Source organism: Mesorhizobium sp. M0938, from assembly GCF_040319125.1.
Taxonomy (GTDB): Bacteria; Pseudomonadota; Alphaproteobacteria; order Rhizobiales; family Rhizobiaceae; genus Mesorhizobium; species Mesorhizobium robiniae.
The window spans coordinates 175,954-188,539 of the sequence record NZ_JAMYNS010000008.1; the positions used below are offsets into that span (position 1 = coordinate 175,954).

A 12,586-nucleotide genomic window follows, 5' to 3' on the forward strand; every position below is an offset into this window, starting at 1 on the left:
CATTTTGAAGGAACCAGACAATGACCGGAAAATTGGCATTCGTTGCGACGGCAGGGCTGATCGGCGCAGTCGTCTTTCTGGTGTTGGGTATCGGGCTTTCCGGGCCAGATTGGGCCAATGCCGGAGGTTGGTGGATTTCGGGGCAGTCCACCTGCGGGCCGGCCACGTCCACCAGACAAGAGGCTATTTTGCCTTTCACCACCGGCGATAGTTTGACCATCGATCTGCCGGCCTCGGTCCACTACCAGCCGGGGGATAAGGCGGAGGCGGTTGTGAGCGGCGCTCTGCTCGACCATGTGCGGTTTGAAGGCGGCAGGCTCAGCCTGGATTGTGAGCCGGGTTGGTTTGGGTCCCGGCTCGACATCAGCCTGTCCGGACCGGCAATAGCCGACTGGAAAGTGCTCGGCAGCGGCGACCTCACCTTGTCGCAGATCAATCAGCCTGAGCTGCGGCTGACCATCCGGGGAAGCGGCAGCGTCGCCGCCACCGGGGTCGCACAGACCGTCGGCCTGGATATCTCCGGTTCGGGCAGCGGGAGGCTCAAGGGCCTGATCGCCCAATCCGCACGGATCGAGATTCGCGGCAGCGGCGATGCACAAATTACCGCACAGGCGGATGCGGACGTCTCGATTTACGGCAGCGGTGATGTCGAACTGCACGGGCACCCAACCATGCGGCGTTCGCAGGTAAGAGGCAGCGGCAGCATAGTGCAAGTGCCGTAGCGTTGATCGCCTGCATCCGTCGCATCCTGAGGATATCCATTCTGCCGACCTGTCTTCGGAGACGGCCATGCGCATGCTTTGTTTCCTGATAGCCTTTTCTGTCTCGACGGCGTGGGCGCAGCCGGTCCCGTTCCACGCCGGGATTACACGTATTTCTGTTCCAGCCAAGGAGCCGTTCGATACCTTCGTCTGGTATCCGACGCGCGCGGAAGAGGTGCAGTGGCAGGCCGGCCCTTTCGCCGTTTTCGCCAGCCGCAATGCGGCGATTGCGGACGGCGAGTTTCCGGTCGTTTTGCTCTCACATGGTGGCGGCCGGACCGGTGGTAGTCCCCTCGTCCTGCGAGGTCTCGCCGCTTATCTCGCCCAGCAGGGACAAGACCCATGCCAACGCAGCCAGGTTGGGTATGCTCGGTTTTTCACTCGGTGGGGCGGTCGCATTGGAACTTGCGGGCGGAGTGCCCGACTTCAGGCATCTCGCTGCCTATTGCGCAACGCATCCGGAGGACGTCCAATCATGCAATGCAGGCCCCGGCGGCGACAGGAATGCGGCACCGCCGAAACGCGTCCGGTTGGCCGACCTCCCACCTCCTCGCCTTCCCTTGAAGGCGCTTGCCTTGCTCGATCCATTTGGCGTGTTATTCGACGAGGATGGTCTGGTGGCGGTACAGATGCCGGTCCTGCTGTTTCGTCCGAAACACAGTAGAATGGGTGAGGAAAACACGCGGGTTCTGGCGGCAGGACTTCCCCAGCCTCCGCAGGTTCAATACGTGTCCGGCGGACATTTCGTGCTCACGGACATCTGCCCAGCAGCTTTGAAGCAGCAAGCACCAGAAGTCTGCGAGGACGCGCAAGGTGTCGATCGTGCTGCTGTTCAGGCCGACATCAAGGTGAAAGTAGCAGAATTCTTCCGTAATCGGCTTTAGAACCGCGCCGACACTCCAACTGGGCTGCCGGCAGGTGAGGCACTTCTCGCAAAAATGCTGAATTCTTGTACGATCCCAGGTGTCAACCGGTTTTGACGGCGGGCAGCCCGAAGCCGCCTACGGGCCGCGTCTCGACTTGAAATTCGAAGCCGGCGATGATCGGCCGCGCCTTGGCGATCGCCGCCTGGACTTCCGGCAGCTGCAGCGACGCCTTGTGACTTGCCTGGTCGGTCCACACCTCGGTCACCCAGATCGCGTCAGCATCGGCCGGATCGGTGGCGATAATGTAGCTCAGGCAGCCCGGCATTGCGCCGGTACTGGCAAGCAGGAGGTCCATCATTGCGTCGCGCTGGCCGCGCGTCGCCCGCATCTTGCCGATCAGACCGTACATTGCCGTTTTCTCCGTTGGCTCGCGTGACAAGTATGCAGGTCGCCGCTCACGGCATCAACTGGCCACCATTCACCTCGATCACCTGGCCGGTGATGTATCCGCTCAACAGAGCGGATGAGAGGAACAGGTAGGCGCCAACGCAGTCCTCGGGCGTGCCGGCGCGGCCCTGCGGAATGGTGGCCACCATGCCCTTCATCTGCTCGTCGGTGGAATAGCGCTCATGGAAAGGTGTCGCGATGGTGCCCGGCGCCACCGCGTTGACGCGGATGTTGAAGCCGATCAGTTCCTTGGCCATGCCGCGGGTCACATTGGAGACGAAGGCCTTGGCCGAGCCATAAAGGCCGGCGCCGCCGCCGGCGCCATTGCGCGCGGCGATCGACGAGGTGTTGAGGATGAAGCCGCCCTGACGCTTCAGCCATGGCATCGCCTTGCGCGATGCGGTCAGCACGGAGCGGGCGTTGAGGTCCATCACTGCGTCGTAATGCGCCTCGGTCAGTTCGGCATAGGGCACGCGCCCAAGCATGCCGCCGGCATTGTTGACGAGGCCATCGAGCCGGCCGAAGTGTTGCGCGCTGTGCTCGACGACGCGTTCGACATCGGCAGGGATCGAGAAATCGCCCTGGATCAGGAAAACCTCGCCGCCGCCGTTGCGGATGGTCCCGGCCAGGTTTTCGGCAGCCGTCCGACTTGAATTGTAATGCAACGCGACGCGGCATTTCTGCGCGGCGTAGGCCAGTGCAAGTGCGGCCCCGATGCCGGTCGAAGCGCCGGTGATCAGCACCGCCTTGCCGGCAAGGTCGGGGATGACCAGGGTGGGGGTGACAAGGCTGGTTGTGGTGGCTGGCATGTCTATTCCTCCCGGGCTCTGACTACTTCTTCGTAGGGCCTCGCAGCCCTCGTTCAAGTCCGCAAGGGCTCAGGATCGCAAAAGGCGTAGCCTTGGCGAATTCGATCGGGAAGATGCAAGGCATGCCGGCGAGATTCGGGCTACGCTTGCGGCGATTGCTCCCTATGATGCGCTGATTGGCTGGCAGGCACGTGCCTGGAACCTCACACTGATAACCCGCAATGTACGGGAATTCGAGCGGATCAAAAACCTCACAATCGAGACTTGGTGAACAGCCTCACGCGAACGGCACGGCCGTCGTGCCCTTGGGCAATTTTGCCTCGTCGTCGGGCTCGACATGGATGGTGACGCGCACCGAAGGGATTTCTGCTTTCAGCGCATCCTCGATGCGGTCGCAAATGACGTGGCTGGCGCCCACCGACATGTCGGCGTTGACGACCAGGTGGAACTCGATAAATGTGGCGCGGCCGGCAATGCGCGTCTTGAGATCATGGACCTCGAGCGCCCCTTTGCAATTGGCCGAAATGATGTCGCGGATGTGCATGTGTTCCTGCGTGTCGACCGCGCGGTCCATCAGCCCGTTCATCGACGAGCCAATGACGTGCCAGCCCTGCCACAGGATGTTCAGCGCGACGATGACGGCAAGCGCGGGATCGAGGACTTGCCAGCCGGTGAGCACGGCACCGACCAGGCCAATGAACACGCCGACCGAGGTCGCCACGTCGGTCATGATGTGCCTGCCGTCGGCGACCAGAGCCGGCGATTTCTCGGCGCGTCCGGCACGGATCAGCGTCCAGGCCCAGAAGGCGTTGATCACCGTCGCGACGCCGTTGATGGCAAGGCCGGTCCAGGGCTGTTCGAGCGGGGCGGGATGGCGCCAGGACCACCACACTTCGTTGAGGATCAGAAGGGCTGCCAGCACGATCAGCACGCCTTCCAGAACAGCCGAGAAATATTCGGCCTTGTGATGGCCGAACGGATGGTCCTGGTCAGCCGGCTTGTAGCTGACCTGGATCGCCCAATAAGCGGCGGCCGAGGCAATGACGTTGACGATCGATTCCAGAGCGTCCGAATACAGCGCCACGGAACCGGTGACATACCAGGCCGCCAGCTTCAGGCCGAGCACGACGAGCGCGACGATGATCGACCAGAAGGCGAGGGCGGCGACCTTGCGCTTGGCGGCGTTTTTCGGATCAATTGGGATCATTGATTGCTTCCAGCCGCGGAAGCCGGAGCTAAGCCGCCTTCTCCCTGGCCTTGCGCGGCAGATGCGCAACGATGTTCTCGATGATGCGCATGCCGGCATTGTGGCCGAGCGTCATGATCGATTCCGGATGGAATTGCACCGCGGCGATCGGCTCCTTGGTGTGCTCGAAGGCCATGATGATGCCGTCCTCGGTCTCCGCCGTGACGACGAAGCCGTCGGGCAGGCGGACCGGATCGGCGAAGATCGAATGATAGCGGCCGACGGTCACGTCCTTGGGCAGGCCGGAGAAGATGATACCCGGCTTCGACACGCGAATGCGCGACGGCTTGCCATGCATTGGCACGTGCAACTGCCGCAATTCTCCGCCATAGGCCTCGGCCAGCGCCTGCAGGCCGAGGCAGACGCCGAAGATCGGCAGGTCGCGCGCGCGGGCCCGTTTGATAGTGGCGGCGCAGTCGAAGTCCTTCGGCGTGCCAGGGCCGGGTGACAGCACGACGAGATTGGGTTTCAGCCGGTCGAAGACCTCGTCCGGCACAGGCGTGCGCACGGTCGAGACATTGGCGCCGGTCTGGCGGAAATAATTGGCCAGCGTGTGGACAAAGGAGTCCTCGTGGTCGACCAGCAGGATGTTGACGCCGTCGCCGACGCGCGCAGTGGCGCGTTCGGTATCGGCGGCATTGCCTGTTTTGGCGTCGCGGATGGCGGAGATCATGGCGGATGCCTTCAGTTCGGTTTCGGCTTCTTCTTCCTCGGGAATGCTGTCGAAGAGCAGCGTGGCGCCGGCGCGCACCTCGGCGATGCCATCCTTGATACGAATGGTGCGAAGCGTCAGGCCGGTGTTCATGTCACCGTTGAAATTGACCATGCCGATCGCCCCGCCATACCAGGCGCGCGGGCTCTTCTCGTTCTGCTCGATGAAGCGCATAGCCCATAATTTCGGCGCGCCGGTGACGGTGACCGCCCAGGCATGCGACAAAAACGCGTCGAAGGCGTCCATGCCTTCGCGCAGCCGCCCTTCGATGTGGTCGACGGTGTGGATCAGGCGCGAATACATCTCGATTTGGCGCCGGCCGATGACGCGCACCGAGCCCGGGTCGCAAACCCTCGACTTGTCGTTGCGGTCGACGTCCGAGCACATGGTCAGCTCGGATTCGTCCTTCTTCGAATTGAGCAGTTTCAGAATCTGCTCGCTATCGGAAATGGCGTCGTCGCCGCGCTTGATCGTGCCGGAGATCGGGCAGGTCTCGACACGGCGGCCGTTGACCCGCACGAACATTTCGGGCGAGGCGCCGATCAAATATTCGCCCTCGCCGAGATTGATGAAGAAGGAATAGGGCGATGGGTTGATGGTCTTCAGCTTGCGGGAAATGTCGGAGGGCGGCGTCTCGCAGCGCTCGTAGAACATCTGGCCGGGCACGACCTCGAACAGGTCGCCGCGCTTGAAACTCTCCATCGCCTTGCGCACCAGATTGGCATATTCGCCGGGCTCATGGTCGCCGCGCGGCGGGATGCGGTCGGCGGTCTTGAACGGCTCGACGATTTCGTCGCGGGGCAATCCCTCGGTCGAAAACCCGTGGCCCGAATAGTCGTAGCGGTCGGTCCAGGCCTTGGTCGAATAGTGATCAACGACCAGGATCTCGTCGGGCAGGAACAGCACGAGGTCGCGCTGGCTCTGCTGGCGCTCGAGCTTGTAGTCGACCGGATCGAACTGGAAGGCGAGATCGTAGCCGAAGGCGCCGTAGAGGCCGAGATTGGCGTCTTCCTCCGTCTTGAACAAGGCGGTGATGGCGCGCAGTACGGTGAAGACGGATGGAACGCGGCTGCGTTCTTCTTCGGTGAAGACTCGGCCGGGCTTGGCCACGTCGAGGCGGATCAGTCTTTTCGACGTCTCGGCGATCGTCACGTCGTCAAGGCCGCCGAGCGCCTTGCCGATCACCGGCAGAAGCACCTCGCCACGGCCGTTCAGCGCCTCGATGCGCATGGCGCGACCGCGCGCCGAGATCACCAGCGGCGGGTCGATGATGGCGGTGTCCCAGCGCGTGTAGCGGCCGGGATATTCGTAATTCGAAGAAAACACAGCGCCGCGGCGCGCATTCAGCCCGTCGATATAGGCGTCGATCGCGCCTTCGTAAGGCCGGTCATGGCGCTCGCGGGTAATTGTCACGCCACCCGCCGTGACGAAGCGCTCCGCCCCGTTCTCCAGAATTTTCGTCGTCATTGCCGTCTCCATCAGCGTCTTGGGTGTTGAGCGTCTTGGGGCAACGGACCCGGATATGGCTTGAAAAAACAAATGGCCGCCCGGACATTCCGTTGCGGCCACCTTCTATTGTCACGCGCACGCGTTCGAACAGGCCGCTGTCAGCGAGCCCACCACCAAACGGTCTTGATCGAGCGCATGTTCATGGCGAAATCCATAGCCGCGAAAGACAGGATGCGCAACAGGGTTTGAAAAGTCTGTTCGGTGGCTGCCGCTTGTACGGTTCATGGCACATCGCCAAAGCTGCCAGCCGCGTCTATCTTGGCCCCCCAACAGCAGGAAGGCGCGAAAAATGACCGAGCAGATCAACCGCGCGCGGGCGTTCCACTCCCTCCACGTCAAGGGAAACCCGATCGTTCTCTACAATGTCTGGGATCCTGGCTCGGCCAAGACCATCGAGAAAGCAGGGGCCAAGGCCATTGCGACAGGAAGCTGGCCGGTCGCGGCGGCGTTCGGATTCGCTGATGGCGAAAAAATACCGCTGGATCTTGCGCTCGAAAATATCAAACGCATCGTCGCGGCCGTTGACCTGCCGGTGACCACGGATATCGAGGGCGGCTATGGCATCGCTCCGGAAATCGTCGCCCGTACGGCGACGCTTGCCTTGCAGGCCGGCGCCATCGGCTTCAATTTCGAAGATCAGATTGTCGGCGGCAGCGGCCTGCACGACATCGCCGCCCAGGTGACAAGGATCGAAGCCGCTGCCGCAGCCGTGAAAGCCTCGGGCATTCCGGCATTCCTCAATGCTCGAACCGACATCTTCCTCAAGGCCAAGCCCGAAACGCATGACAAGGCGCTGCTCGACCAGGCGATCGAGCGGGCGCATGCCTATGAAAGGGCCGGAGCGCACGGCTTTTTTGCACCGGGTCTTGGCGATGAGGGCCTTATCGAGGCGCTCTGCAAGGCAATTGCGTTGCCGGTCAATATCATCGCGCTGGCGCATGTGCCGCCGCGTCAGCGGCTTGCGGAGCTCGGCGTTGCTCGCATCAGCCACGGCCCCGTCCCCTACCGGCAGATGACCGAATGGCTCGAGGCCAAGGCGCGCCAGGCTATCTCCGGTTAGCCCGGCAGGCCTCCTCAATCCTCTAGCGTTCCCGATCTTGCATCGGCGCTTTTCCTGTCGCCGACCAGCTTCAGCAGATCTTCGCCGGCACGGATGATGCGCCGGGAACGCCGTGTCAGGATGACCCCCGCTTGCGGTGCGAACACCTCCGTGCGGCCACTGGCTTCGCCCGGTGCATGGACGATTGTGGCAAGCCGTGCGCCTTTCGCCACACGGTCGCCTGGCTTCACGTCATAGAGAACCGCGCCCGCGCGGGGTGCCGGCATCATGTCGATGTTTTCGAGCGGTGCAACGATCCCGGTGAAGTCACCGGGCGCGGGCAGGGCCTGATCCAGAATCACGCCGCGCGCCACCAGCAGCCGATAGAGCCCTTCGGCATCGGCGCCGGCCAGAGCGCCGTCGACGTCGAGTATGCCGCGATACTCGACCGTGGTGGCGACGCGCCGGTCAAAGCGCGCCACATCGGCGGGAACGTTCAGATACGGCATGATCGAGGCGCCCTCGAAGGTGCCGTCGGTGTCCTCATCCCACAGGATCACCGCATCGACGCCCATGGCCGCCGCACAGTCGGCCATGTCAGGCCACAGGCTGGCGTGGACGTAGAGATAGGCGAGGCCCTCGTCGTCGCAGTGCAGGTCGAGAACGATGTCGTGGCCGATCGACAGCTGCAGCAGCCGCGTCTTCAGCCGCTGATCGGCCGTAGCGAGGGTGGTGTCCGGCAACAGCGTCGTATCCGGCGCGGCCAGCAGCGGAAAGCCGCGGTTGAAGTTGGTGCGGGTGCCCAGGTGAAAACGGCCTTGATGCTCGCCGAAATGGTACTGGGCGCGGCCGATCGGATTGGCTTGGGGCACCACGGTGATATTGCCCTTGATGCGGCCTTCCGCTTCGGCCTCTTCAAGTAGCGGCATCAGTGCATCGATGGCGACCACGCCCGGCAATTCGCCGGCATGAAGCGCTGCCTGCAGATAGGCCGAAGATGCCGACTTATCGCTGCCCTCAAGGCGGAACGCTTCGAAGCGAAACACTGGGAATTCGTAGAAAGCGCCCTCGCTGTCGCCGGCGATGCGCTCGATCGATTTCTGCATGATACTCCTCCAGGAAAGAGGCCGAACACATGCCCCTTCGCCGGTACGCTGTCGATTGGTCCAGTCTGCTGCGCTATGGGCGCAACTATTGCGCGGGGTGCGTCACCAACAGCTGGCGGTCAAGCGTCTGCGACATCACCGCGACGGCGACCGCCATCAGGGCGAGCGCTGCGCCAACCAGCGGCAGATTGGCATAGGACACGCCCAGCGAAAGCGCCACGCCGCCCACCCAGGCGCCGGCGGCATTGCCGATGTTGAACGCGCCCTGGTTCAGAGTGGCGGCGAGGTTCGGCGCTTCGGAGGCCGCTTCGACGACACGGATCTGCAATGGCGGCACGATGACGAAGACGAGCAGGCCCCATAGGAAAACGATGAAGATGGCCACGGCTGCGATGGCGCCGAATTCGGCAAAGCCGACAAGCAGCAGCGCCAGCATCAAGAGCGTGCCGATCACCGTCGGCATCAATTTCCAGTCGGCCAGCCTGCCGCCGATGATGTTGCCGATCGTCATGCCGCCGCCGAACAGCAGCAGCACCCAGGTGACGGTGGCGGTCGACAGGCCGGATACGTCGGTGAGATAGGGCTTAATGTAGGTGAAGACGGCAAACAGGCTGGCGGAAGCCAGCGCCGAGATCAGCATGGAGAGCCACACCTGCAGCTTGCCGAGCACGCGTACTTCGCCGAGCAGGCCGCCGCCGCTCGATTCGGCAATATTTGATGGCACCAGCCAGGCGATGGCCGCGACCGAGATGAGGCCGATCCCGACCACGGCCACGAAAGTGGCGCGCCAGCCATAGGCCTCGCCGAGCGCGGTGCCGCCGGGAACGCCGAGGATGTTGGAGAGCGTCAGCCCGGCAAACATCAGCGCGATGGCTGGCTCGCTTGTTGCGCGGCACCAGGCTGGCGGCAACGACCGAGCCGATGCCGAAGAAAGCGCCGTGGCCGAAGGCGGTGAAGACGCGGGCGGCCATCAGCGTCCAATAGTTGGGCGCGATGGCGCAGAAGAGGTTGCCGACGACGAACAGCATTGCCAGCCCGACCAGCACCGGCTTGCGCGGCAGATGCGCGGTGGCCACCGCGATCACCGGCGCGCCGAAGACGACGCCGAGCGCATAGCCGGTGACCAGAAGGCCAGCCGAGGGAATGGAAACACCGAGATCGGCGGCGACCTCGGGCAGCAGGCCCATGATGACGAATTCGGTGGTGCCGATGCAGAAGGACGCGATGGCAAGCGCTAGGATTGGCAAAGGCATGGGGCGTCCAGAATGAATCGGTTCAAAAGTTAGACTGTCCGGAGATGAGGCGGTCGCACAAGCGCGATTGCTGCATTGCAGCATTGCAGAAAGCGGGGAGCAGAAAAAACCAGGGCACGCCGAAGCGCCCCAGTTTTGTGCTGCGTTCTCAGTCTTGTTTCGGCAAGGCGTAAGCAATGATGTAGTCGCCGCGATCCGGTGACTGGCGTGCCCCACCTGCCGAGACGACGACGAACTGGCGGCCGCTTTCGGGAGAGACGTAGGTCACCGGCGGAAGCCGGGGAATAGATTTCACGCCAGCGGCTTCAACTCCTGGGCGATGGTGGGCAGAAGTTCCGAGACATTCGGATGGATGTGCATTGCCCGCGCGAGCGTGCTGGCCGGCGCCTTGGCGTACATCAGGTCGAGCACGCAGTGTATCGCCTCGTCGCCACCGGGGCCGAGCACCGAACAGCCAAGGATTTCCTTGGTGTCGGCGTCGACCAGGATTTTCATGAAACCTTGCGTCTCGCCTTTCTCGATGGCGCGGCCAACCCGGGTCATCGGCCGCTGGCCGACCAGCGCGCGCCGGCCGGACTTCCTCACCGCCGTCTCGGTCATGCCGCAGCGGCCGAGTGGCGGATCGATATAGAGCGCGTAGGCCTCGATGCGGTCGCTCACCTTGCGGGGATCGTTGTCGAGCAGATTGGCGGCGACGATCTCGTAGTCGTTGTAGGAGGTGTGGGTGAAGGCGCCCTTGCCGTTGCAGTCGCCCATCGCCCAGATGCCGGGCACGCTGGTGCGCAACTGGTCGTCGACGACAATGAAGCCGCGTTTGTCGACTTGGACGCCAGCCTTGTCGAGAGCGAGATCGTCGGTGTTGGGCGTCCGGCCCACTGCCAGCAGCACATGCGAGCCGACCGCCGGTGCCTTGCCGGTCGTGAACGTCACAGCAATTTCGTTGCCCTGTCTGGCGAAGCTGATGTCGTCGGCGCCGAGATGCACGGTAATGTCTTCGTTTTCGAGGATGGACAGGATAGCGTCCGAGACGTCCTCGTCCTCGCGGCCGATCAGCCGCGGGCTCTTTTCGATCACCGTGACCTCTGAACCGAAACGGCGGAACATCTGCGCGAACTCGAGCGAGATGTAGCTGCCGCCGACGACGACGAGATGGCGCGGCAGCTCGTCGAGATCCATCATCGATGAGTTGGTCAGGTATGAAATGTCGTTGACGCCTGGCAGGTCGGGCACCGAGGCGCGGCCGCCGGTGTTGAGGAATATTTTTTCGGCGGTCAGAAGATCATCGCCGACGCGCACGGTATTGGCGGTAACGAAACGCGCATGGCCGCGATAGAGCGTGCATTTGTCCATCCCGGCGATCCAGCTTTCGAGGTTGCCGCGAGCGTCGTTCGACACCTTGTCCTTGCGCGCCTTGATCGCCTTGTAGTCGACGCCGACCGGACCGGAGAGCGTCACGCCATAGTCGGCGGCGCGGCGGGCAAGGTGTGCTGCATAGGCGCTGGCCACCATGGCCTTGGTCGGCATGCAGCCGGTGTTGACGCAGGTGCCGCCAACCAGCTTTCGCTCGATCAGCGCCACGCTCATACCGGCCGCCGTCAGCCGGCCGGCGAGCGACGGGCCGGCCTGTCCGGCGCCGATGATGATGGCGTCGAATGCCTTTGCCGTCATGCCACCGCCGCCACGATCAGCAGGCCACCGACGATCGCCACCGCGTCCTCGATGAAGGCAGCGGGCTGGTCTTTGCCGAAAGCGATGGCCAGGCGTTTGCGGGCCTCGGCGCCGCCCAGCGTGCCGATCACCGCGCCAATGGCGCCGGCGATCAGGCCGCCGATGGTGGCGCCGCCGGTCGCGCCGATCACCGCACCGGTGAAGGCGCCCGAGACGATGCGCGCGCCGAACTGCTGCGGCACCTTACGGCTCGGCGTCGACGGCAACTGATCGGCGACCAACTCGGCGATGGCCAGGATGGTGAATATGCCGACGGCGATCCAGTGACCCATGAAACCAGCCCAGGTGCCGGCGACCGGCAGCCAGCCGAGCCAGGCGCCCCAGGCGACGGCAGCGGGCGCTGTCATGGTACGAAGCCCGGCAACGACGCCAATCAGAAGTGCCAGAATATATAGCATGATTGATCCCCCTCGATGACCGGGCCTGGGACAGCCCTGTGGAGGCAGGCTACCATAGGTCGAGCATTTGACCAGAGGGGCGCAACGCTAGCGTTTTTTCCCAGCTGATTTCTGTGCGTTGGCAGCAATTTCAAACAGGAGGCATCGGCATGGCCGCAAGTGAGCGCTCAAAAATGGCGGCGGGCGGGTGGTATACTTGCCTCGACCCGGAGCTGGATGCACTGCGGGTCATGGCGCGCGACGCGGTGTTCGAGCATAATTCGCTGCCGCCCACGCAACGCGGCGACATCGGACCGGCCCTGAAGTCGCTGCTCGGCGCAGTGGGCGAGGGTGTCAGGATCGAGGCGCCGTTCCACTGCGCTTGTGGCTTCAACATCGTCCTCGGCGAGGGTGTCTTCCTCAATGCCGGCTGCACCATCCTCGATACGGCGCGAGTCCGCATCGGCAAGCGGACGCTGCTCGGTCCCAATGTGCAGATCTATTGCGCCGAGCATCACCAGGAGGCGGCGGGCCGACGAGCTGGTCTGGAGATCGCCAAGCCGGTCGAGATCGGCGACAATGCCTGGATCGGCGGCAGCGCCATCATCCTCGGCGGCGTCAGCATTGGCGAGGGAGCCATTGTCGGCGCGGGTGCTGTGGTGACGCGCGACGTGGCGGCAAACACGACGGTGGTCGGCAACCCGGCGCGGCTGGTGACACGCGGCTGATCCGA

At 63.6% G+C, this 12,586-nt stretch carries 12 protein-coding genes and 2 pseudogenes; 5 read left to right on the top strand and 9 right to left on the bottom strand.

Going from position 1 to position 12,586, the window contains the following annotated elements; translation table 11 throughout:
- Positions 1–20 precede the first annotated feature (20 nt).
- Both NKH73_RS16430 and NKH73_RS16435 read left to right on the top strand, forming a co-directional pair.
- A complete protein-coding gene (locus NKH73_RS16430; protein ID WP_352933342.1) occupies positions 21–722 on the top strand; it encodes a GIN domain-containing protein in 702 nt (233 codons plus the stop codon).
- Between the two features lie 614 nt (positions 723–1,336).
- Complete coding sequence (locus NKH73_RS16435; protein WP_352933345.1) at positions 1,337–1,645, top strand: alpha/beta hydrolase; 309 nt, start codon at positions 1,337–1,339, stop codon at positions 1,643–1,645.
- Positions 1,646–1,727: 82 nt separating this feature from the next.
- Here NKH73_RS16435 and NKH73_RS16440 read toward each other — a convergent pair whose 3' ends face one another.
- On the bottom strand, positions 1,728–2,036 hold the full coding sequence (locus tag NKH73_RS16440; RefSeq protein WP_352933347.1) for a putative quinol monooxygenase: 309 nt from the start codon (positions 2,034–2,036) through the stop codon (positions 1,728–1,730).
- 46 nt (positions 2,037–2,082) lie between these two features.
- Positions 2,083–2,883 (bottom strand): SDR family NAD(P)-dependent oxidoreductase, encoded by an 801-nt coding sequence (locus tag NKH73_RS16445; RefSeq protein WP_352933350.1) that lies wholly within the window; start codon positions 2,881–2,883, stop codon positions 2,083–2,085.
- A gap of 88 nt (positions 2,884–2,971) precedes the next feature.
- Here NKH73_RS16445 and NKH73_RS16450 point away from each other — a divergent pair.
- Positions 2,972–3,154, top strand: a pseudogene (locus NKH73_RS16450) (PIN domain-containing protein); the annotation flags it as partial.
- Between the two features lie 6 nt (positions 3,155–3,160).
- Here the strand turns inward: NKH73_RS16450 and NKH73_RS16455 are convergent.
- Entirely contained in the window at positions 3,161–4,090 is a 930-nt protein-coding gene (locus tag NKH73_RS16455; RefSeq protein WP_352933352.1) for a cation diffusion facilitator family transporter, read from the bottom strand.
- Between the two features lie 28 nt (positions 4,091–4,118).
- A complete protein-coding gene (locus NKH73_RS16460; protein ID WP_352933354.1) occupies positions 4,119–6,308 on the bottom strand; it encodes an anthranilate synthase in 2,190 nt (729 codons plus the stop codon).
- Positions 6,309–6,639: 331 nt separating this feature from the next.
- On the opposite strand from NKH73_RS16460, the gene NKH73_RS16465 reads away from it, so the two are divergent.
- Positions 6,640–7,410, top strand: coding sequence for an isocitrate lyase/PEP mutase family protein (locus NKH73_RS16465; protein ID WP_352933356.1), 771 nt, complete (start codon positions 6,640–6,642; stop codon positions 7,408–7,410).
- 14 nt (positions 7,411–7,424) lie between these two features.
- Here NKH73_RS16465 and NKH73_RS16470 read toward each other — a convergent pair whose 3' ends face one another.
- From NKH73_RS16470 to NKH73_RS16490, 5 genes and pseudogenes are all read right to left on the bottom strand, one after another.
- Positions 7,425–8,495: a succinylglutamate desuccinylase/aspartoacylase family protein gene (locus NKH73_RS16470; protein ID WP_352933358.1), complete on the bottom strand. Its 1,071-nt coding sequence runs from the start codon at positions 8,493–8,495 to the stop codon at positions 7,425–7,427.
- A gap of 85 nt (positions 8,496–8,580) precedes the next feature.
- A pseudogene (locus NKH73_RS16475) lies at positions 8,581–9,748 on the bottom strand (MFS transporter).
- 148 nt (positions 9,749–9,896) lie between these two features.
- Positions 9,897–10,043 carry a hypothetical protein gene (locus tag NKH73_RS16480; RefSeq protein ID WP_352933360.1) on the bottom strand — a complete coding sequence of 49 codons (147 nt, stop codon included), beginning with the start codon at positions 10,041–10,043 and terminating at the stop codon, positions 9,897–9,899.
- On the bottom strand, positions 10,040–11,416 hold the full coding sequence (locus NKH73_RS16485; RefSeq protein ID WP_352933361.1) for an FAD-containing oxidoreductase: 1,377 nt from the start codon (positions 11,414–11,416) through the stop codon (positions 10,040–10,042). Before NKH73_RS16485 ends, NKH73_RS16480 begins: the two co-directional genes overlap by 4 nt.
- The gene (locus tag NKH73_RS16490; protein WP_352933364.1) at positions 11,413–11,874 is read right to left on the bottom strand and encodes a DUF4126 domain-containing protein; all 462 of its coding nucleotides are present in this window, start codon (positions 11,872–11,874) and stop codon (positions 11,413–11,415) included. The genes NKH73_RS16485 and NKH73_RS16490 overlap by 4 nt, the downstream gene beginning before the upstream one ends.
- Positions 11,875–12,023: 149 nt before the next feature.
- Between NKH73_RS16490 and NKH73_RS16495 the strand changes: the two genes are divergently transcribed.
- Positions 12,024–12,581 (top strand): sugar O-acetyltransferase, encoded by a 558-nt coding sequence (locus tag NKH73_RS16495; protein WP_352933366.1) that lies wholly within the window; start codon positions 12,024–12,026, stop codon positions 12,579–12,581.
- The last annotated feature ends 5 nt before the right edge of the window (positions 12,582–12,586 follow it).

Bases quoted from the DNA above. Each gene is read 5' to 3' on its own strand.
- NKH73_RS16430 (WP_352933342.1), top strand. From the start codon at position 21: ATGACCGGAAAATTGGCATTCGTTGCGACGGCAGGGCTGATCGGCGCA.
- NKH73_RS16440 (WP_352933347.1), bottom strand. From the start codon at position 2,036: ATGTACGGTCTGATCGGCAAGATGCGGGCGACGCGCGGCCAGCGCGAC.
- NKH73_RS16445 (WP_352933350.1), bottom strand. From the start codon at position 2,883: ATGCCAGCCACCACAACCAGCCTTGTCACCCCCACCCTGGTCATCCCC.
- NKH73_RS16455 (WP_352933352.1), bottom strand. From the start codon at position 4,090: ATGATCCCAATTGATCCGAAAAACGCCGCCAAGCGCAAGGTCGCCGCC.
- NKH73_RS16460 (WP_352933354.1), bottom strand. From the start codon at position 6,308: ATGACGACGAAAATTCTGGAGAACGGGGCGGAGCGCTTCGTCACGGCG.
- NKH73_RS16465 (WP_352933356.1), top strand. From the start codon at position 6,640: ATGACCGAGCAGATCAACCGCGCGCGGGCGTTCCACTCCCTCCACGTC.
- NKH73_RS16470 (WP_352933358.1), bottom strand. From the start codon at position 8,495: ATGCAGAAATCGATCGAGCGCATCGCCGGCGACAGCGAGGGCGCTTTC.
- NKH73_RS16485 (WP_352933361.1), bottom strand. From the start codon at position 11,416: ATGACGGCAAAGGCATTCGACGCCATCATCATCGGCGCCGGACAGGCC.
- NKH73_RS16490 (WP_352933364.1), bottom strand. From the start codon at position 11,874: ATGCTATATATTCTGGCACTTCTGATTGGCGTCGTTGCCGGGCTTCGT.
- NKH73_RS16495 (WP_352933366.1), top strand. From the start codon at position 12,024: ATGGCCGCAAGTGAGCGCTCAAAAATGGCGGCGGGCGGGTGGTATACT.